At 37.7% G+C, this 20,204-nt stretch carries 17 protein-coding genes and 1 pseudogene; 16 read left to right on the forward strand and 2 right to left on the reverse strand.

From position 1 onward, the window contains the following. Window positions 1–14 precede the first annotated feature (14 nt). Window positions 15–200: a YhzD family protein gene (locus CO726_RS13045; RefSeq protein ID WP_000539551.1), complete on the reverse strand. Its 186-nt coding sequence runs from the start codon at window positions 198–200 to the stop codon at window positions 15–17. Between the two features lie 168 nt (window positions 201–368). Here CO726_RS13045 and CO726_RS13050 point away from each other — a divergent pair, with 168 nt between their 5' ends. The 4 genes from CO726_RS13050 (at window position 369) to CO726_RS13065 (ending at window position 7,358) form a co-directional block, all read left to right on the forward strand. Further along, on the forward strand, window positions 369–1,610 hold the full coding sequence (locus CO726_RS13050; protein WP_136699603.1) for a metallophosphoesterase family protein: 1,242 nt from the start codon (window positions 369–371) through the stop codon (window positions 1,608–1,610). Beyond that, window positions 1,607–4,531 carry an ATP-binding protein gene (locus CO726_RS13055; protein ID WP_099684522.1) on the forward strand — a complete coding sequence of 975 codons (2,925 nt, stop codon included), beginning with the start codon at window positions 1,607–1,609 and terminating at the stop codon, window positions 4,529–4,531. The genes CO726_RS13050 and CO726_RS13055 overlap by 4 nt, the downstream gene beginning before the upstream one ends. Before the next feature lie 41 nt (window positions 4,532–4,572). Further along, complete coding sequence (gene yhaM, locus CO726_RS13060) at window positions 4,573–5,517, forward strand: 3'-5' exoribonuclease YhaM (RefSeq protein WP_098760682.1); 945 nt, start codon at window positions 4,573–4,575, stop codon at window positions 5,515–5,517. A gap of 413 nt (window positions 5,518–5,930) precedes the next feature. Then, window positions 5,931–7,358 carry a serine hydrolase domain-containing protein gene (locus tag CO726_RS13065; protein ID WP_099684523.1) on the forward strand — a complete coding sequence of 476 codons (1,428 nt, stop codon included), beginning with the start codon at window positions 5,931–5,933 and terminating at the stop codon, window positions 7,356–7,358. A 425-nt stretch (window positions 7,359–7,783) separates the two neighbouring features. Here CO726_RS13065 and CO726_RS13070 read toward each other — a convergent pair whose 3' ends face one another. After that, the gene (locus CO726_RS13070; protein WP_000272495.1) at window positions 7,784–7,963 is read right to left on the reverse strand and encodes a DUF4177 domain-containing protein; all 180 of its coding nucleotides are present in this window, start codon (window positions 7,961–7,963) and stop codon (window positions 7,784–7,786) included. Between the two features lie 643 nt (window positions 7,964–8,606). On the opposite strand from CO726_RS13070, the gene CO726_RS13075 reads away from it, so the two are divergent. From CO726_RS13075 to glpD, 12 genes and pseudogenes are all read left to right on the forward strand, one after another. Further along, entirely contained in the window at window positions 8,607–9,554 is a 948-nt protein-coding gene (locus CO726_RS13075; protein ID WP_099684524.1) for a ring-cleaving dioxygenase, read from the forward strand. A gap of 190 nt (window positions 9,555–9,744) precedes the next feature. Beyond that, window positions 9,745–10,722, forward strand: a complete 978-nt coding sequence (locus CO726_RS13085) for a ring-cleaving dioxygenase (protein ID WP_099684525.1) — start codon at window positions 9,745–9,747, stop codon at window positions 10,720–10,722. A 256-nt stretch (window positions 10,723–10,978) separates the two neighbouring features. Beyond that, window positions 10,979–12,073, forward strand: a complete 1,095-nt coding sequence (locus CO726_RS13090) for a response regulator aspartate phosphatase (RefSeq protein WP_099684526.1) — start codon at window positions 10,979–10,981, stop codon at window positions 12,071–12,073. Continuing rightward, window positions 12,074–12,400: a hypothetical protein gene (locus CO726_RS13095; RefSeq protein WP_099684527.1), complete on the forward strand. Its 327-nt coding sequence runs from the start codon at window positions 12,074–12,076 to the stop codon at window positions 12,398–12,400. A gap of 233 nt (window positions 12,401–12,633) precedes the next feature. Then, on the forward strand, window positions 12,634–13,509 hold the full coding sequence (locus CO726_RS13100; RefSeq protein WP_099684528.1) for an alpha/beta fold hydrolase: 876 nt from the start codon (window positions 12,634–12,636) through the stop codon (window positions 13,507–13,509). A gap of 78 nt (window positions 13,510–13,587) precedes the next feature. Further along, window positions 13,588–13,788 carry a sporulation YhaL family protein gene (locus CO726_RS13105; protein WP_000449229.1) on the forward strand — a complete coding sequence of 67 codons (201 nt, stop codon included), beginning with the start codon at window positions 13,588–13,590 and terminating at the stop codon, window positions 13,786–13,788. A gap of 170 nt (window positions 13,789–13,958) precedes the next feature. Continuing rightward, window positions 13,959–14,810, forward strand: coding sequence for a DUF2935 domain-containing protein (locus CO726_RS13110; protein ID WP_099684529.1), 852 nt, complete (start codon window positions 13,959–13,961; stop codon window positions 14,808–14,810). A gap of 132 nt (window positions 14,811–14,942) precedes the next feature. Next, window positions 14,943–15,110: pseudogene (locus CO726_RS13115) on the forward strand (DNA-binding protein); the annotation flags it as partial. A gap of 97 nt (window positions 15,111–15,207) precedes the next feature. Beyond that, window positions 15,208–15,768 carry a glycerol uptake operon antiterminator GlpP gene (gene glpP, locus CO726_RS13120; RefSeq protein WP_099684531.1) on the forward strand — a complete coding sequence of 187 codons (561 nt, stop codon included), beginning with the start codon at window positions 15,208–15,210 and terminating at the stop codon, window positions 15,766–15,768. A 227-nt stretch (window positions 15,769–15,995) separates the two neighbouring features. Continuing rightward, window positions 15,996–16,817 carry a glycerol uptake facilitator protein GlpF gene (gene glpF, locus CO726_RS13125; RefSeq protein ID WP_001272193.1) on the forward strand — a complete coding sequence of 274 codons (822 nt, stop codon included), beginning with the start codon at window positions 15,996–15,998 and terminating at the stop codon, window positions 16,815–16,817. A gap of 13 nt (window positions 16,818–16,830) precedes the next feature. Continuing rightward, window positions 16,831–18,321, forward strand: a complete 1,491-nt coding sequence (gene glpK / locus CO726_RS13130) for a glycerol kinase GlpK (protein ID WP_099684532.1) — start codon at window positions 16,831–16,833, stop codon at window positions 18,319–18,321. A 133-nt stretch (window positions 18,322–18,454) separates the two neighbouring features. After that, the gene (gene glpD / locus CO726_RS13135) at window positions 18,455–20,137 is read left to right on the forward strand and encodes an aerobic glycerol-3-phosphate dehydrogenase (protein ID WP_099684533.1); all 1,683 of its coding nucleotides are present in this window, start codon (window positions 18,455–18,457) and stop codon (window positions 20,135–20,137) included. The last annotated feature ends 67 nt before the right edge of the window (window positions 20,138–20,204 follow it).

Here is a 20,204-nt window from a genome sequence, read left to right on the forward strand (position 1 = left end):
TGACGCTTCTTTTTTTAGCGCTGGAATAAAACGAGCTTACCTGCAGAAGATGTGCAGCGATGTGTTTTTTCATATAGTCCTTTTTCTTGTAAAATAGATTCACCTTTTGCTTTTGCTTCTTTTTCAGTTGCCGCCTCGAATGATTCGTCTAATGCTTTTGAACCATCTTTTTCAAAGACTGTTAGAACGTATACTCCCATGAAAATTCCCTCCAATAATTAAAATCAGAATCTTATAACTATTTTGGCATAAATCACTAGAATATGCAAAGAAATATATGACATTGCGTGGTAAAATAGAGTGAAAGTTTTATGAGCACTAGATTTACTATTCGTAGTAAAGTACGGAAAAGGAAAGGATCGTTATTTGTGAAACAAGTGAAGTTTATACATGCGGCTGATTTGCATTTGGATAGTCCGTTTAAAGGTATGGAGATGAATGTACCGCAGTCTGTTTGGGAGAGAATGAAGCAGAGTACGTTTGAATCGTTCGAGCGTATTGTTGATAAAGCGATTCAAGAGCGCGTTGATTTCGTATTACTAGCCGGGGATTTGTATGATGCGGAGACGAGAAGTTTGAGGGCGCAAGTGTTTGTGCGTGAGCAAATGAAGAGACTTTCGCAGTACGATATCCCTGTTTTTATTATTCACGGTAACCACGATCATTTAGGGGGAAGCTGGGCTGCAATTGAGTTTCCGGAAAATGTTCATGTGTTTACGGAGCCTTATGTAGAAGAGAAATCATTTTATAAAAATGGTGAGTTATTAGCTTCTATTTACGGGTTTAGTTATTTGCAGCAAGCGGTAACGGATAATATGACAGCGCAGTATACGAAAATGAGTGATGCGCCTTTTCATATTGGGATGCTTCACGGAAGTATGGAAGGGGATGCAGAGCATAATCGCTATGCGCCGTTTCAAATTCGTGAGCTGAAAGAAAAGCAGTTTGATTATTGGGCTCTTGGCCATATACATAAACGTGAAATTTTATCAGAAGAGCCGTATATTATTTATCCGGGGAATATACAAGGGCGTCATCGTAAGGAAACAGGCGAGAAAGGTGCGTACCTGATTGAACTCACGAAACAAGGAACGCAATATTCATTTTTCCATACGGCTGATGTTGTATGGGATGAGATTGAATTGAATATTGATGAACTGGAAACTGTTGATGACCTTATGACGAGTGTGTCAACTGCGATGAATGAATGCCGAAGAGAAGAGGAAGGGACGCTACTAACTGTCGTATTTACAGGACAGGGGCCACTTTCTCCTTATTTACGTGAAGACAAGCGCGTGGAAGAGGTTTTTCATATTTTAGCAGCTGGCGAAGAGCGAAAAGATTTCGTATATGCGATGAAGTGGAAAAATGAGACGGTTTCTTTTGCGGAAATCGAGCGTTTGAAAGAAGAAAATCATTTCGTCGGTAGTGTGCTAAAGGAGTTAGAAGCTTTCAACAATATGGACGGCGTGTTACGCACGATTTGGACATCTCCTGTGGCGCGTAATAGTATTGAATCTTTTACAGAGGAAGAGAAGAAAGAGATTCAAAAGGAAGCAGAAAATATTATTTTAGAGCAATTATTCCAGCAAGAGAGGGATAAAAAATGAGAATGGAAAAACTCCATATTTATGGGTACGGAAAATTAGAAAATGTGGAAATGGATCTTTCAATGCTGACAGTGTTATATGGTGAAAATGAAGCGGGGAAATCGACAATTCGCTCATTTATGAAAAGTATTTTATTCGGTTTTCCGACGAGAGGACAGCGCCGTTATGAGCCGAAAGAAGGCGGCAAGTATGGCGGTGCGCTGACTGTGCAAACAGAGAAGTACGGCCGTTTGAAAATTGAACGATTGCCAAAGACAGCCAATGGTGAGGTAACCGTTTATTTTGAAGACGGGAAAACGGGCGGCGAAGAAATTTTACACGATATATTAAGCGGGATGAATGAAAGTTTATTTGAATCAGTCTTTTCTTTTGATATGCATGGCCTTCAAAATATTCATCAGCTTGGCGAAGCGGATATCGGCAATTATTTATTTTCGGCAAGTGCAGTCGGAAGTGATGCGTTATTGCAGCTAGATAAAAAATTAGAAAAAGAAATGGATCAGCGTTTTAAGCCGAGTGGTCGTAAGCCAGAAATTAACGTGTCACTGCAAGAAATGAAGAAGCTTGAAGAGAAGATGAAAGAGTGGCAAGGGAAAATTGGCACGTATGAAAAACAAGTGGAGCAGTTAAAAGAAAGTGAAGAGAAGCTAGCTTTTGTTCGCGTGGAAAAAGAGAATGCAGAAAAGCGAAAGCAAGATTATGAAATATTAACAGCGCTAAGGCCTCTCGTTATTGAAAAGCGTGCGCACGAGAAAGTGTTAGAAAATGAGGGTGGGCAATTTCCGGTAAACGGAATGGCCCGTTATGAGGCAATTAAGGCGAAGATGGAGCCGCTTCAGTTGCAAGTTGATTCACTTCATAAAAAAATAGAGAATGTGCAATCGGAAATGGAATCGATTCAAATAGATGAAGAGTTTTTACAAAAAGAAAGTTACGTAGAAGAACTTCGTATGCAGCATATGTCTTATGAAAATGCACGTCAAGAAATGCGTGATATGACAGGAACGATTACGAATATAAAAGAAGAACTGGCAGAACTAGAGCAACAAATTGGTGCTACTTTTGAAAAAGAAACAGTTCTTTCGTTTGATATGAGTTTGGCAACGAAAGAGTTAATTACGCAAACAGTGCAAAAAGCACGCGAATTAGAATCGCAAAAAGCACAGCTTGATGATCGTTTTAAAGTAGCGCAGGAGCAACTAGAAGAACAAGAAGAAAACATAAGACAGATTCAGAAACAAATGTTAGCGGAGGAAGAACGAAATACGTTAGTTGAGAAAGAAAAGTCATTTCAAGATGCGGCGTTTATCGGTATGGGCGCAGAGAGAATGAAGCGCAAGTATGAAGAGAAGGCAGGAGCGGCATTGCAAAAGAAAAAGCAGTGGCAAAGAGTTTGTCTTCTGTTACTTCTTATTAACACAGGTGTTTTATTCACGAGCTTATTAATAAATAACCGCCCGCTCTTATTTATTAGTGTCATTGTTTTTGTAGGGATTGTTCTTGCCCTTGTTTTATATAAAGATTCATCAAGCGGATTACAAGAAGAACTTCTTACTCTTCAGCAAAGTGCTGGCGGGAGACAAAGCGAAGAAGTGATGTCTGTGCGCTATCAGTTAGAAAAAGACGAAGAAATTCGGAAGCTATTTGAGCGTGAGTCTTATAAATTGCAGCAAATGGAGCGAGCGTATGATAAAGTTGTTTCATCGTATGAAGAATGGGAGAGAGAAACGTTCTGCATTAGCGAACAAGTAAATGCATATAAAACGCGCTATATGTTTCCTGAATTTTATACGTATGCACACATATTGCCAGCATTTGAGCGTATGGAAAAAATGCAGCAATTATATCGTGAATTAGAGAAGCAAGGCGCGCGGAAATCTTCATTATATGAAATGATTTCGCAATTTGAACATAAACTAGAAACTGTTATCGGTAGTGCGGAATATAGTAAGCTGCACGAGGCGCAAAGTCGTATGCAAAATGAGAAAGAAAAGCGCCAAACTTGTAAGCAGCTGAAAGAAAAACTGGCGGAATGGCAAGAAGAATATGAGTTTATGCAAGAGCAATTGAAACAACTGTTAGTAGAAAGAGATAATTTATGGCATATCGCAGATTCTACAGATGAAGAGATGTTTTTAGAATCAGGTAAACTGGCGGAAAAACGTGAAGATGCTGAGAAACAAGTGGGGCGTTTACTACCGCAAATTGATCTGTTAGAACAACGTTTAACGAGTTTATCATTAGCTGAGCATTATGAAGCTGACGGTTATGATGAAAAATTAAAGCAAGAACTGACAGCCGCGCAAAACTGTCTGGCACAAGAAAAAGAACTGACAGAGCGTATTGCGAAACATCGTATGGAAATTGCAAATTTAGAAGAAGGTAGTACGTACGGTGATTTACTGCATGAGTGGGAAATGAAAAAAGCGCAAGTGCGTGAACAAGTGAAGAAGTGGGCTGCTTATGCGGCCGCAAAGACAGTGTTAACGAAAACGAAGCAATATTATCACGAAGTACATCTTCCTCGTATTTTACAAAAATCTGAAGAGTATTTCGTCTATTTAACAGGCGGACGATATAGTAAAATCTTTTCGCCGTCAGAGGCGGAACCGTTCATTGTCGAGCGTAACGACGGTATGCGTTTTTACAGTCATGAACTAAGCCAAGCGACAGCGGAGCAGTTATATTTATCGCTGAGATTTGCGTTAGCGAAAACATTTGAGCATGATTATCCCTTTATTATTGATGATAGTTTCGTACATTTTGATGCGGTAAGGACGAATCGCACAATTGAACTAATAAAGGAAATTGCGCAAGATAGACAAGTCATCTTCTTTACATGTCATGCGCATTTACTATCGTTCTTTACAGAAAAACAGATTATAAAATTAACGCGTAAGCGTAAAGAAAATGAGTTGTAGTGTGCTATACTAAAAGTAACTGATTTGGTGGAGGAATTCGAATGAAAAAGAAAATTGCAGAGTATGAAGTTGGTGAACAAGTCGATATTTTCTTGTTAATTAAAACAGCGACAAAAGGTATCGCAAGTAATGGAAAGCCATTTTTAACAGTAATCTTACAAGACCCAAGTGGAGATATTGAAGCGAAATTATGGGACGTATCACCAGAAGTTGAGAAACAATATGTAGCGGAAACAATCGTTAAAGTAGCTGGTGATATTCAAAACTATAAAGGACGTATTCAATTACGTGTGAAACAAATTCGCGTTGCGAATGAAAATGAAGTGACGGACATCTCAGATTTCGTAGAAAAAGCACCAGTGAAAAAAGAAGATATGGTTGAGAAAATTACGCAATACATATTCGAAATGAGAAATCCAAACATTCAACGTCTAACAAGACATTTATTAAATAAGCATCAAAACGAATTTTTAGACTATCCAGCAGCGACAAAAAACCATCATGAGTTCGTATCTGGACTAGCTTATCACGTTGTATCAATGCTTGATTTAGCGAAAGCTATTGCTGCTTTGTACCCATCATTAGATAAAGACTTACTATATGCAGGCGTTATTTTACATGACCTTGGTAAAGTAATCGAATTATCGGGTCCAATTTCCACAACATACACGTTAGAAGGAAATTTACTAGGCCACATTTCCATTATGGTGAACGAAATTGGTAAAGCAGCAGACGAGCTGCAAATCGATGCAGAAGAAGTATTAATTCTTCAACACATCGTTCTTTCTCACCACGGAAAAGCAGAATGGGGTAGCCCAAAACCGCCATTAGTAAGAGAAGCAGAAATTCTGCATTACATCGATAACTTAGATGCAAAAATGAACATGATGGACCGTGCATTAGGACGCACAAAACCAGGTGAATACACAGAGCGTGTCTTTGCTCTTGATAATCGTTCGTTCTATAAACCGACGTTCCATAATTAATAGTGTGAATAAAATGGCCTCATTAAGTGTTAATACGCTTAGTGGGGCTGTTGTATAATGATAATAAAGTTATTGAATTTTGATTATTAAAAAGCTAAGAGCCTTACTACATTCTACGTAGCAAGGCTCTTTAAAGTTGTTTCAAATTACATCCATCTGTTCGTTCAAGTGTAACTATTCGCAATCATTTGATATTATACAGGTGAATAGAAAGATACATTAAAATTAGTTTCGTAGTTGTAAAAGGAGGTTATTTATCCAACATTAACGGGCAGTAAAACTCCCACCTCAAAATTTGGCTGGAGCAAAGAAGTTAGGTGGGGGTCGGGCTGCCCGTAAACGTCCGATTGGTGAGGGCTGATTATAGGTTCACTTTATATTATTCTCTTATAATTTTCCAAAAAGGAGAGTTTATGAAAAAGATTATTGTTTTTGTATTAACGATATTTATATTATTCTCAGGATTTGCAACACAAAGTTATGCGTTGTCAGATTCGCAATCTGCGGCAATACAAGCGTTGCTAGATGATGCCTGTCGTATATCAGGTGTGCCGGGAATGTCAATCTCAATACTTGCTGATGATGAAGTGTTCTACTTTTCTTCAGGGTATGCAGACCGTGAAAAGGGGTTGTCTGCAAGTGAAAATACACTCTATGAGTTAGCCTCGGTCAGTAAAGCTTTTACCGGTATGGGTATTATGCTATTGGAAGAGCAAGGGCTGCTTTCAATGACTGACCCTGTCCAAAAATATTTACCTTGGTTTACATTAAAATATCAAGGGAAACCTGTTGATATGCAAAGTCTTACACTAAATAACTTTCTTCACCATACCAGTGGTCTAACAAATATTAGGCATCTTCAAAATATTCCACAAGGCAATACACCGGATATGTTGCAAAAGACTGTGGAAATGCTCGTGGATGCTGAATTGGCGTTCCCTCCCGGTGAACAGTATAACTATGGAACCGTTAATTATGACGTATTGGGTTTGGTTATTGAGATTGTGTCGCGACAGAGCTATGAAGACTTTATGAAGGAACAGGTATTTCAGCCGTTAGGTCTTCACCAGACGTATGTTTATAAAGAAGCTGCTCAAGCCACTGGACAGTTGGCACAGGGCTACCGTTCTTCCTTTTTTATGACAACTCCATTTAAAGCTCCGGATTATGCTGGGAATAAACCCGCAGGCTACATCATTTCTAATACAAAAGATATGGCGCGTTGGATGGGCATACAGATGGGGATCGTGCAGGACATACCCGAAATATTTCACATGGTTATCGAAAAATCACATAGGGGTGATATGTCTGTTTCGGCTGTCAACGGTATGTATTATGCGGCAGGCTGGTCCGTAAACGCTGAACAAACGATTATAGAACACACTGGGGGTAATCCAAATTTCAGAACCAAAGTAGTCATACTGCCAAATGAACGAACAGCCGTCTCCTTGCTGAGCAACGGCGCAAATACCAATACAAACATGGTACTAAAAGTTAAAGATATATTAGAAGGCAATCTAACTCAGTCATATGAAATAAGCGGCACACAGCTTTTGGATATCATTTTGTCGTCTATCACAATTATTCTTTGCCTATTGGCCGTTTTGCTATTTCTCTTAGGATTACGCAGTAGGAGAACGAATGAGCGGCAGCCAATGACAAAAAAGAGAATAACCGTAACAGTTATTTTCCTGACCGCTACGATTGCCCTGGGTATACTGTGCTGTGCTTTCGATTGGTCAACAATACTTATGTGGCAAACATATAGTGTTCTTACAGCTTTGATTTCGTCAGCATTATTAACAGCAAGCATTACATGGTTTGTATACACTCACCGATAAAATACCTTGCTCCCAAGATAAGCATAATGTTAAGTCATTAAAGTCCGATTGGTGAGGGCTGATAATCAGTGGGGGGTGAAGAAAACCCCCCACTGATTAAAGTTTCACTTTATTAAAAATGAAATAAAATAGTTAAGAAGTACGCATGGGTGTAACGAAGAACTAATAAAACATATCTTGCCACTAGAATGGGGGCATATCAACTTTTAAATTGAGTACCGCCAGCATTTCAGAAAAAATATGTTAAGCAAAAAATACAATAAGCTGTCCATATGGGCAGCTTATTTACATAATTCTCGATATTGGAAGTTGATTAATATTAGCTTATTTATCTTATAAGTTAAATTGAGAACAATTAGATTCCCAAATATTTCAGTTCTTTTTGTATGTTATTCAAAGCAAATCCCTCTCGTTCTCGAAAGGGGTTATTTGATTCGTTCGAAGATAATCTCAAAATATTGCGCGTATCCTGCGATTGATGGTGCAAAGATTTGAACAAATTTCCAACCGTCTTCAGCATGTTCGGCAATAATACGCTTATAATCTTCTTTAGGTTCCCCTTTCCAGTTATTAACTTCGACTTTCACGAATTTGTAATCGTACATATCCTTTCCCCCTTTTCCTAATTGTACCATTTCGGAGAATCGATTTGTTATGATTTTTGGATGTATATGGTATTCGCATTCAATTAATATAACGTAATATTATCGGTAGCAAGGACAAGGAGGAACCCTGCTCGCACAAGGGAACCTCCTTTTTACGTTCTATGGATCTATACATTTTTTTATACATTCCTATCCTGAAGGGGATTTTAAGATTTCTGTTTGTTACTGAATTAGCTGAAAAACTGTATAAAACCTTGCATACTTCTTAGCGTGTTTTTTTAATGCTGGCGATATCCTACATCCATCAACTTATGAATTTTATAATGTCTCCAAACCAAGAATTTCTTGTGTTTGTAGTCCAAAATTTTATCCAATAAAAAAATATCTTGAATTTGAGATAAATCACTTGCTTTTTAATCACTTGAGTTGTAAAGTGATAGTAATGAAAGCAATTGAGTCATATGAAAAACATACACTCAGTTGCTTTCGATTAAAAAACAAAGTAACTTATTCAGTAAAACTAAAATGAATTTACAAAAACATAATTAAGAATAAATTGAAAAGCTAAAAACCATATTAGTTGTGGGAAATGTTATTTTTTTAGCCATCACTTGACTAGTAAAATGAAACGGAGGAATAACCAATGTATGAAATTAAAGGGCATCATCACATTTCAATGGTTACGAAAAACGCAAATGAAAATAATCACTTTTATAAAAATGTGCTTGGTTTACGCCGTGTGAAAATGACGGTAAACCAAGATGATCCGTCCATGTATCACTTATTTTATGGAGATAAAACAGGAAGTCCAGGTACAGAATTATCATTTTTTGAAATTCCTTTAGTAGGAAAAACGTACCGCGGTACGAATGCCATTACTCGAATTGGATTACTCGTTCCTTCCGAGGAAAGCTTATATTACTGGAAAGTACGATTTGAGGAATTTGGTGTGAAACATAGTGAAATGACAACATATGCAAATCGCCCTGCTTTGCAATTTGAGGATGCTGAAGGTCTTCGCTTAGTACTACTCGTTTCAAACGGAGAAAAAGTAGAGCACTGGGAAACATGGGAGAAATCAGAAGTTCCTGCAGAGCATCAAATTCAAGGAATGGGTTCTGTGGAAATGACAGTTCGTAGACTTGATAAAATGGCGAGTACACTTACAGAGATGTTTGGTTATACAGAGGTTAGCCACAGCGAAGAGGAAGCAATTTTCCAGTCCATTAAAGGAGAGGCTTTTGGAGAAATCGTTGTGAAATATTTAGATGGTCCTACTGAAAAACCGGGCCGCGGTAGCATCCACCATTTAGCAATTCGTGTAAAAAATGATATAGAGCTTGCTTATTGGGAAGAACAGGTGATACAAAGAGGCTTCCAGTCTTCAGGAATCATCGACCGTTTCTATTTTAAAAGCTTATATTTCCGTGAATCAAACGGAATTCTATTTGAAATTGCGACAGATGGACCAGGATTTACAGTTGATGGAGATGTAGAACATTTAGGAGAAAAACTTGATTTACCGCCGTTCTTAGAAGAAAAGCGAGCAGAAATTGAAGCGAATTTAGCACCTATTGAAGAGAAGGAATAGAAGAGAAAATATAAAGTGAAACTTTAATCAGCAGGGGGGCTTCATCTCCCACTGATTATTAGTTGAACCAATCGGGCTTTTACGGGCAGTTGATTCCCACCTAAATTCTTTGCTTTCGCTGAATTTTAAGGCGGGGAGCTTACTGCCCGTTAATGCGGGATAACTTTTAAAACCACTGGAGGAATATAAAATGAACCAATTAAAAGGAATTCACCACGTTACAGCGATTACAAGTAGCGCAGAAAAGAACTATGAGTTTTTTACTCACGTTTTAGGGATGCGTTTAGTTAAAAAGACAGTAAACCAAGATGATATTCAAACGTATCATTTATTCTTTGCAGATGATAAAGGTAGTGCAGGAACAGATATGACATTCTTTGACTTCCCAGGTGTTCCTAAAGGAGTACATGGTACAAATGAAATTTCTAAAACTTCATTCCGCGTTCCAACTGATGCAGCATTAGAGTATTGGGTGAACCGTTTTGACCGTCTTGAAGTGGAACATGCAGGCATTAAAGAGCAATTTGGTAAGAAAACTCTTTCTTTCGTAGATTTTGATGATCAACACTACCAATTAATTTCAGATGAACTTGATCATGGTGTGGAATCAGGTACACCGTGGCAAAACGGACCAGTTCCATTAGAATATGCGATTACTGGTTTAGGTTCTGTATTTATTCGTATTGCGAACTTTAGTTTCTTCAAAGAAGTGTTAGAAAAAGTTCTATTATTTAAAGAGATTGCGCAAGAAGGAGAATTCTATTTATTTGAAGTGAACGAAGGGGGAAACGGTGCATCAGTCATTGTAGAACATAATACAGTTCTTCCTGAAGCACAACAAGGTTTTGGTACAGTTCACCATGCAGCATTTCGCGTAGAAGATCGCGCTGTATTGGAAGAATGGATTGAAAGAATCAGTAGCGTAGGGCTTCCTTCATCTGGATATGTAAATCGTCACTTCTTCGAGTCATTATACGCAAGAGTTGCACCGCAAATTTTATTTGAATTTGCAACAGATGGCCCAGGGTTTATGGGAGATGAGCCATACGAAACACTTGGCGAAAAATTATCGTTACCTCCATTCCTAGAGCCAAAACGTGAAGAAATCGAAAAGTTAGTTCGTCCAATTGATACAGTGAGAAGTACGAAGGAATTTATTAAAGAGTAAAAGTAGAGATAATAAGTAGGAGAGCAAGTAGTTTTAGCGGAGTGCTGGAACTGCTTGCTTTTTTATTTATCCTAGTAATTTTTCTGACAATTGTTTCTCAAGTTATTAAAAAGGAAAAATTCGGTATAATTAATTAGAATATTAAATTTTCTAATAATTATTGTTCAATGCCTAGAAAAGGAGTGGTAATATACAATTTTGATAATTGTATAAAAATACTAATTTTGTAATTTTGGAGAAAAGGGGATGCGAGTGTATGGGAGCGGATGTAGTAACGCGGGAGCAAATGAAACATTCTTTAGATGATTGGTATCGTGTAATGTTGCAGCAAAACATAGAGAAAGCTACGGAGATGAAAGAAGAGCTTGATAGTAAGATTAGTGGGCTGGATGTGGATCAGGATGTATTGCTTTATCATGCGTTATTGAACTTTAGATATGATGCATTAGTTGATTGGATTGGGGTTAGAGAAGATAGTTTTGATAAAGTGGAATCTTTCGAAATTCCAACAGAAGGCTTTTTAGCTTATTATTATCACTTTTTCAAAGGATTTCATTGTACATTAATTTCAAATTATAACGAAGCGAAACAACAGTATGAGCAAGCTGAGAAGTTATTAAAATATATTGCAGATCCGATAGAGCATGCGGAGTTTAATTATCGGATGGGGAATTTCTACTATCATTCCTATCAACAAATCAATGCGATTGATTATTTGAAAAAAGCAAAAGAAGATTTTACGAAGCAACAAGGATATGAGATTAATTTGGCTTTATGTGAGAATGTATTGGGGTTATGTTGTATAGATTTAAGACAATTTGAATTGGCGGAGGAAAATTTTAATAATGCATTAAATGTTTTCCAACAAGCTAATCATGAAAAGTATATTTTAATGGTTAGAAATAATTTAGGATGGCTATACGGCAGTCAAGATTTATCTGATTTAGCGATTAGACATTTAAGCGAAGTTACTCAAAAAATGCCTAAAAATTTTAAAGCAATTTTTACTGAAGCGGAGGAAAACTATAAATTAGGTAGGGTAGAAACTGCTAATGAGTTAATAGAATTAGGCTTAAGAATTTGTAACGAATTACAAAATAAAGAATTCCAATATCGATTTATAATTTTAAAAGAGCTGAATATTAAATCCAGTGCTAGTCAATTAGAAAAAGTAACTTTAGAAGGGATTTTATATTTTGAAGAACATTCTCTTTTAGAGTGTGTTAAAGAATATATGGAAATATTAGCTTATAAGTTTTATCAGGAAGAAAATCATGAAAAAGCTAGTAAGTACTTCTTTATTAGTAGTCAAGCTCAAAAAAGAATTCTCAAAAAGGGAGCGTTAAAATAAATGAAAAAGGCTAGTTTATTCATTACCGGTTTAGTAGTTACACTGTCAATTGGACTGAATTCTTTGGCTGGGTTTCAAGAGCAATCGTTAAATAGAGGAGACACAGGCGGAGCACCAGCAAGGCCAGACTATGCTAGTTTCAATAGAGGAGACACAGGCGGAGCACCAGCAAGGCCAGACTATGCTAGTTTCAATAGAGGAGACACAGGCGGAGCACCAGCAAGGCCAGACTACGTTAACATTGGCGAAACAGGTGGAGCACCAGCAGACAATAGAGGCGACGGCGGCGGTATTAGCAAGCAAGACTCACACGCTGACCATTTTTAAATTAAATAATAAGGTGAAGGGACCTCACAACGAGGTCCCTTTTCTTTTTACTACCAAAAAGAATTGACTTACTTTAAATATGTAACTATAATAGTTACAGGATAACCACCAGTAACAGAAATAAGTTATATTTTTTAGTTTAATTGTAACTAAACTAGTTACAATTAAAATTAATCATAAAACAACCAAAAAATGTAAAAACTTTAAATAGCAACTTGAGAAAGGAGACGGAAATGTTGAAACGGTTTAAATTTTATTTGATTAGCGGTATTGTGCTCGTTTTGTTAATTGTTTGTAACTTCGTTGATAAGCCGATTGCGAAGGTTGGAGAAGTGAAAGATACTGTTATGACGAAGCTGAATACGAAAGAGAGTATGGCACAGATTGATGGGCAGACAATTTATTTTAAGCAAATTGGTGAGGGGAAACCTCCTTTACTTATGCTTCACGGGTTTGGTGGTTCTTCAGATGGATTTAGTAATATTTATCCGGAACTTGCGCGAGATCATACGATTATTGCGGTTGATATTTTAGGGTTTGGGCGTTCTTCTAAGCCAATTGATTTTCAATATTCGTTTCCTGCGCAAGTGAATTTATATTATAAGTTAATGAAGAAGCTTGGATATGATCAATTCGCAGTACTTGGTCATTCGATGGGCGGAGAGATGTCTCTGAATTTAGCGTATTTATACCCAGACGCAGTGACGCATCTCGTTTTGGCAGATGCTACAGGGATAGAGTCTTTCCAGCAAAAAGAAAGTTATGAAGTGCCATCGCTATCAACCAATCTTCAAACGGTAACAGAGATTACGAATTATAATAAAAATGAAGTGAAAAATAGTCGTGACGATAAAGAGCATTATGATCAGCTTACGAAAATGAGAGAACGCCGCATTGCGATGGAAGCTGATAAAATTAAGGTGCCGACTTTAATTATATGGGGACGACATGATAAGAGCGTTTCTTGGAAAAATGGTGAACTGTATCATCAGTTATTCGCAAATAGTACGTTTCATATCATCGAAAAAGGATACCACGCGCCGTTTCGTCAGGAACCAATCGAGTTTATGGAATATGTACAAGCGTTTTTCGCGAAGCATCCACAATAAAAATTTTAAGCATAAATCTACTTCTTTCCTCATACAGTGAAACTAATAAGGCTTGTCTAAGGAAAGGAATGAAGTTGAGTGGAAACTTTACCATGGTGGGTGTATCTTGTAATTGTTGGGATTGTACTAAGTGGCTACATGGTTTTATATACTTCAAAAAAAGAGCAAGAGATGGATAATGAGTTTATCGAAAAAGAAGGCGAAGTGTATATGAAGCGCTTAGAAGAAGAGCGCGAGAAACGTAATCAGGATAGTGATAAGGATTCAGTATTGCTTTAATAGAACTTTTGAAAGGCTATCATCTAGTAGAAATTTACATCTAGATGATAGCTTTTTTCTTTTTGGAGAGCATGTATACGAAATTCATCATGAACTTTTACTGATGGTATTTATATATTTTTTTTCTCATAAGAATGGAACTAGCGCGATATTTACTGGGGGGATTAACAATGCATAGGGATGAAACTACATTACATCCTGATACGGGTGTTACGTCTGTAATGTTTGTTGAACGTTCATTAAATGAAATTCGTTTTTGGTCTAGAATCATGAAGGAGCATTCTTTTTTTCTTCGCTTGGGGTTTAGATGCGAGGATACCCAACTAATCGAAGAGGCGAATCAATTTTATCGATTGTTTGAACATATCGAGCAAATAGCGTATTCCTATACAAATGAAACAGATCCTGAGCAAATCAAAAGGTTTAATGCAGAAGTACAACAAGCCGCAACTAATATTTGGGGATTTAAACGAAAAATTTTAGGGTTGATTCTCACATGTAAATTGCCAGGACAAAATAACTTTCCATTGTTAGTTGACCATACAAGTAGGGAAGCTGATTATTTTAGAAAACGTTTAATGGAATTAAACGAAGGTAAATTAGATGCTCTTCCTGATGCTATTATTAAAGAAAATGTTTTCTTTTTAAGGATTATGGCAGACCATGCTAAATTTATTGGCCATCTTCTTGATCCATCGGAAAGAAAGCTTGTAGATACAGCACGGAATTTTAGCAATGATTTTGATGAATTGATGTATCAAGCAATTGACTTAGAATCTATGAAACCACAATCCAAAACAGTCCCTCTTTTAGATCAATTTTTAGATCAAAATCGTGTGTCGGTTACATCTCTTCGGGATTTTAAGAAAACCGCACGTGATTTAATTGAGCAATGTAAAATAAAGAGTATCATTCATCCATTATTAGCAGACCACGTTTTTCGTGAAGCTGATAGATTTCTTGAAATTATTGATATGTTTGATGCTCATCTTACAAATATTCAATCACAACCTAGATATTAGAAGATAAGGAAAGATAATATTTTGCTTTCGGCTGAGAAGTTAACAATGTATTGTTAGCTTCTTTTCTTTTTGATGAAAAGGTTTAAAAATGAAACTTTGCGTTATTCTTTCTTGAGACTGATAAGTAGGAATGGAGTATTTTTATTTATTACAAAAATCGTTGTATGGATGTTAAATAAATTTGCCGGAGCGAGCATTACAATTATAGTGGATGCACCATATGTGATGAATTTTTTACCTCTCATATTAATGGTTATAGGTGGTATGGGATCTGATAAGTTGAAGAAAATATATAAATAGAAGAAAGATTTGAAAGAAATCCCCTACACTAGCTGTTCTTTTCACTCAAATTGTGTACTATAAAGGATAGGATGACATAAAGAAGGGAACATATAGAATGGAATTTCATGAACAAAAGATTTTGCCGGCAGTGAGGCAAATTAAAGATTTGGAAAAGCTATTACATAGTTCGTATGAGTATATCGTTATTTTAGATATTCATGTCGGTCAATTGAAGAGTGTTATATCACTTGCGAAGCAATATTGTAAAAAGGTGTTTTTACATGTGGATTTAATTCATGGCTTACAGAGTGATGGGCATGCGACGGAATATTTATGCCAAGAATTTAGACCGTATGGATTACTTTCTACAAAGGCGAGCGTCATTATGAAGGCGAAGCAAAAAGGCGTTGTGGCAATACAGCGTATTTTTTTAATCGATTCTAGCGCAATGGAGAAGAGTTGCAATCTTTTAGAAAAGACGAAGCCGGATTATATTGAGGTGCTTCCAGGAGCAATGACGGATGTTATTGCTGAAGTGAAAGAGCGTACTGGTGTACCGATTTTAGCAGGTGGTTTTATTCGTACTGTAGAAGATGTGGAAAGAGCTTTAAACGCTGGTGCGACAGCAATTACGACATCCAAACGCGAACTATGGAAACATTACCAAAAAAAGTGACGAAAATGTGAATTTTTTCGTTGACACCGCTTTCATTTACGGTTAACATTATAGACAAGTTAATAAACGTGACGGAGAAAAGTAGAGATCCACATTTCATTGTTTCTATATAAATTTATATAGAAGCGTGCAAAGCTGTGGGTCTTTTTCTTTTGACAAAAACGAATGGCCATTCATTTTACCTCTATCACATTTGGAAGCGTTTAAATTGATTGTGGAGGGATACTATGTCAGCATTTTTAGGAGAGTTAATAGGGACTGCGTTGTTAATCGTACTTGGTGGCGGCGTTTGTGCTGGTGTAAGTTTAAAGAAGTCGTTTGCGAAAGATTCTGGTTGGATTGTTATTACAATGGGCTGGGGCTTAGCGGTAGCGGTTGCAGCGTACGCGGTTGGATCAATTAGTGGGGCACATTTGAATCCAGCTTTAACGATAGGATTAGCATTTAAGGGAGCGTTCCCATGGAGTGACGTACCTGGTTATATCGCAGCACAAATGATTGGGGCAATTATTGGGGCAGTTATCGTATATTTACATTACTTACCACACTGGAAAGAAACAGAAGATCCAGGAACAAAGTTAGGCGTATTTGCAACAGGTCCAGCAATTCCTAACACATTTGCAAACCTTTTAAGTGAAATGATTGGAACATTCGTTTTAGTATTTGGTATATTAGCAATTGGAGCAAATAAATTTGCAGATGGTTTAAATCCATTTATCGTAGGTTTCTTAATTGTAAGTATTGGTTTATCATTAGGTGGAACAACAGGATACGCGATTAACCCGGCTCGTGATTTAGGTCCGCGTATCGCACACTTCTTCCTTCCGATTGCAGGAAAGGGCGGTTCAAACTGGAAGTATGCATGGATTCCAGTAGTTGGTCCGATTTTAGGTGGATCACTTGCAGGATTATTCCATCAAGTTGTATTTGAAGGAAAACAAAATGCAGCACTTATTTATGTGATTATTGCAACTGTGATTGTACTAGCAATCTCTTATATGACAAGTAAAAAAAGTGGAAGCAATACAAATAGTAGAAAAGTAGCATAAGGGGGAAACCGATATGAAAAAATATATTCTTTCATTAGACCAAGGAACAACTAGCTCACGCGCAATTCTGTTCAATAAAAAAGGTGAAATTGTTCATTCAGCTCAAAAAGAGTTTACACAACATTTTCCAAAGCCAGGTTGGGTAGAGCATAACGCACAAGAAATTTGGGGGTCTATTTTAGCAGTTATTGCAACTTGCTTAAGCGAAGCAGATGTAAAACCAGAACAAATCGCTGGTATCGGTATTACGAACCAACGTGAAACAGCGGTTGTATGGGATAAAACAACAGGCAAACCAATTTACAACGCAATCGTATGGCAATCTCGCCAAACAGCTGAAATTTGTGATGAGTTAAAAGAAAAAGGTTATAGCGAAATGGTTCGCGAAAAAACAGGTCTTTTAATTGACGCATACTTCTCTGGTACGAAAGTAAAATGGATTTTAGATAACGTTGAAGGTGCAAGAGAAAAAGCAGAAAACGGCGATCTATTATTCGGAACAATTGATACGTGGCTTGTATGGAAACTATCTGGTGGTAAAGCGCACGTAACGGATTACTCAAATGCATCACGTACATTAATGTTTAACATTCACGACTTACAGTGGGATGATGAGCTTCTAGACATGTTAACAGTACCAAAGAGCATGCTTCCAGAAGTACGTCCATCATCTGAAGTTTATGCTGAAACAATTGATTATCACTTCTTCGGTCAAAATGTACCAATCGCAGGTGTAGCTGGTGACCAACAAGCAGCATTATTTGGACAAGCTTGTTTCGGTGAAGGTATGGCGAAAAATACTTATGGAACTGGTTGCTTCATGTTAATGAACACAGGTGAAAAAGCAGTAGCTTCTGAGCATGGCCTATTAACAACAATTGCATGGGGAATAGATGGTAAAGTAAACTACGCATTAGAAGGAAGTATTTTCGTAGCAGGTTCTGCAATTCAATGGTTACGTGACGGAATGCGCATGTTTAAAGATGCAAGTGAGAGTGAAGTGTATGCTTCTCGCGTTGAATCAACTGACGGTGTATACGTTGTACCAGCATTCGTAGGATTAGGTACACCTTACTGGGATAGTGAAGTACGTGGCGCTATGTTTGGTGTAACACGCGGTACGACGAAAGAGCATTTCATTCGTGCAACATTAGAATCTTTAGCTTACCAAACGAAAGATGTATTATGCGCAATGGAAGCAGATTCAGGTATTGAACTGAAAACATTACGCGTTGATGGCGGAGCAGTTAAAAATAACTTCTTAATGAAGTTCCAAAGTGATATTTTAGACGTTCCTGTAGAGCGTCCAGTGATCAACGAAACAACGGCTCTAGGTGCAGCATACTTAGCTGGTCTTGCGGTTGGATATTGGAAAAACCAAGATGAAATTAAATCACAGTGGCATATGGACAAACGCTTTGAACCAACAATGGAAGCGGAAACAAGCGAAGAGCTATATGCTGGATGGAAAAAAGCAATTGAAGCAACAAAAGCTTTCAAATAATCATAAACAGTGTTATAATGGTGACAAGTTAATAATTCGGTAGGAGATTTGGAGAGACCACAACACGCTATAGAGGCGAAATCTATAGCGGAGTTTGTGGTCTCTTTTTTCGTTATCAAAGGGAGGAATTACCATGAAATTTTCAAGTAAACAACGTAAAGACGTATTAAACGGAGTAAATAAACAAGAATTAGATGTGATCGTAATTGGTGGAGGTATTACTGGTTCTGGTATTGCATTAGATGGAGCAACACGCGGGTTATCAACAATTGTGTTTGAAATGCAGGACTTTGCAGCAGGTACATCAAGTCGTTCAACGAAGCTTGTACACGGTGGTCTACGTTATTTAAAACAACTTGAAGTGAAAATGGTAGCAGAGGTGGGGAAAGAGCGTGCGATCGTATATGAGAACGGTCCCCATGTAACAACACCAGAGTGGATGTTACTTCCGTTCCATACAGGCGGTACGTTCGGATCATTTAGTACATCAATTGGTCTTCGTGTGTACGACTTCTTAGCAGGTGTAAAACGAAGCGAGCGCAGAAAAATGTTTAACCGTGAAGAAACGCTGAAGAAAGAGCCTCTTGTAAAACAAGAAGGATTAAAAGGCGGCGGTTACTACGTAGAATATCGTACAGACGATGCTCGTCTTACAATTGAAGTAATGAAAGAAGCAATTGAACACGGCGCAAAAGCTGTTAACTACGCAAAAGTAGACAGTTTCTTATATAAAGATGGAAAAGTATGTGGTGTACGTGTAATCGATTTACTAGACGGAGAAGTATATGAAGTTTACGGTAAGAAAATTGTAAACGCAGCGGGTCCTTGGGTAGATACACTTCGTGAAAAAGATAACTCGAAAAAAGGAAAAGTACTTCAGTTATCAAAAGGTGTTCACTTAGTAATTGACCAAAAACGTTTCCCATTAGGGCAAGCGATTTACTTCGATACACCAGATAAACGTATGGTATTCGCGATTCCTCGCGGCGGAAAAACATACGTAGGTACAACAGATACGTTCTATGATAAAGACGCAGCTGTACCACAAATGACAACGGAAGATCGCACATATATCATTAATGCGATTAACTACATGTTCCCAAGCGTAAAAATTACGGAGAAAGACATCGAATCAAGCTGGGCTGGTGTACGTCCGTTAATTTACGAAGAAGGTAAGAGCGCATCTGAAATTTCTCGTAAAGATGAGATTTGGACTTCTGAATCTGGTTTAATTACAATCGCAGGTGGTAAATTAACAGGATACCGCAAAATGGCTGAAATGGTAGTAGACTATGTAACGAACTTACTACAAAAAGAAGGTCATAGTGCATATCCGAAGAGCGATACGAAACATATGCCAATCTCTGGTGGACACGTAAGTGGTTCACACGGATTCCCAGCATTCGTTGCGAAAAAAGCAGGCGAAGGTACGAAATACGGTTTAACGAAAGCGCAAGCAGAAGAATTCGCGAAATTCTACGGCTCTAACGTAGACGTACTGTTCGACTTAGCGAAAAAACATAAAGATGAAGCGAAAGAATACAACATGCCGCTTGACGTTCTAATCCCGCTTGTATACGCAATGGATTACGAAATGACAGCAAAGCCAGTTGACTTCTTCGTACGCCGCAGAGGCGCTGTATTCTTCAACATCCACTGGGTATACGAGTGGAAAGAAGCAGTAATCAACTACATGGCTGCGAAACTAGGCTGGAGCAAAGAAGAGCAAATGAAATACACAGCAGAACTAGAAAAAGCACTAAGGGACGCTGTCATTCCTGTAGATCAACAAGAGCAAGCAGCTGCGTTAGCATAAAATAGAGAACCACCTGAAGGGGAGCCTTTCAGGTGGTTTTTATCTTGACTAAAAATAAATAGAATGT

The organism is Bacillus fungorum, from assembly GCF_002746455.1.
GTDB classification, from domain to species: domain Bacteria; phylum Bacillota; class Bacilli; order Bacillales; family Bacillaceae_G; genus Bacillus_A; species Bacillus_A fungorum.

Coding starts and splice junctions, on each gene's coding strand:
- glpK (WP_099684532.1), top strand. CDS start 16,831: ATGAAAAAATATATTCTTTCATTAGACCAAGGAACAACTAGCTCACGC.
- CO726_RS13100 (WP_099684528.1), top strand. CDS start 12,634: ATGTTGAAACGGTTTAAATTTTATTTGATTAGCGGTATTGTGCTCGTT.
- glpD (WP_099684533.1), top strand. CDS start 18,455: ATGAAATTTTCAAGTAAACAACGTAAAGACGTATTAAACGGAGTAAAT.
- CO726_RS13075 (WP_099684524.1), top strand. CDS start 8,607: ATGTATGAAATTAAAGGGCATCATCACATTTCAATGGTTACGAAAAAC.
- CO726_RS13065 (WP_099684523.1), top strand. CDS start 5,931: ATGAAAAAGATTATTGTTTTTGTATTAACGATATTTATATTATTCTCA.
- CO726_RS13045 (WP_000539551.1), bottom strand. CDS start 200: ATGGGAGTATACGTTCTAACAGTCTTTGAAAAAGATGGTTCAAAAGCA.
- CO726_RS13090 (WP_099684526.1), top strand. CDS start 10,979: ATGGGAGCGGATGTAGTAACGCGGGAGCAAATGAAACATTCTTTAGAT.
- CO726_RS13095 (WP_099684527.1), top strand. CDS start 12,074: ATGAAAAAGGCTAGTTTATTCATTACCGGTTTAGTAGTTACACTGTCA.
- glpP (WP_099684531.1), top strand. CDS start 15,208: ATGGAATTTCATGAACAAAAGATTTTGCCGGCAGTGAGGCAAATTAAA.
- CO726_RS13055 (WP_099684522.1), top strand. CDS start 1,607: ATGAGAATGGAAAAACTCCATATTTATGGGTACGGAAAATTAGAAAAT.
- CO726_RS13070 (WP_000272495.1), bottom strand. CDS start 7,963: ATGTACGATTACAAATTCGTGAAAGTCGAAGTTAATAACTGGAAAGGG.
- CO726_RS13085 (WP_099684525.1), top strand. CDS start 9,745: ATGAACCAATTAAAAGGAATTCACCACGTTACAGCGATTACAAGTAGC.
- yhaM (WP_098760682.1), top strand. CDS start 4,573: ATGAAAAAGAAAATTGCAGAGTATGAAGTTGGTGAACAAGTCGATATT.
- glpF (WP_001272193.1), top strand. CDS start 15,996: ATGTCAGCATTTTTAGGAGAGTTAATAGGGACTGCGTTGTTAATCGTA.
- CO726_RS13110 (WP_099684529.1), top strand. CDS start 13,959: ATGCATAGGGATGAAACTACATTACATCCTGATACGGGTGTTACGTCT.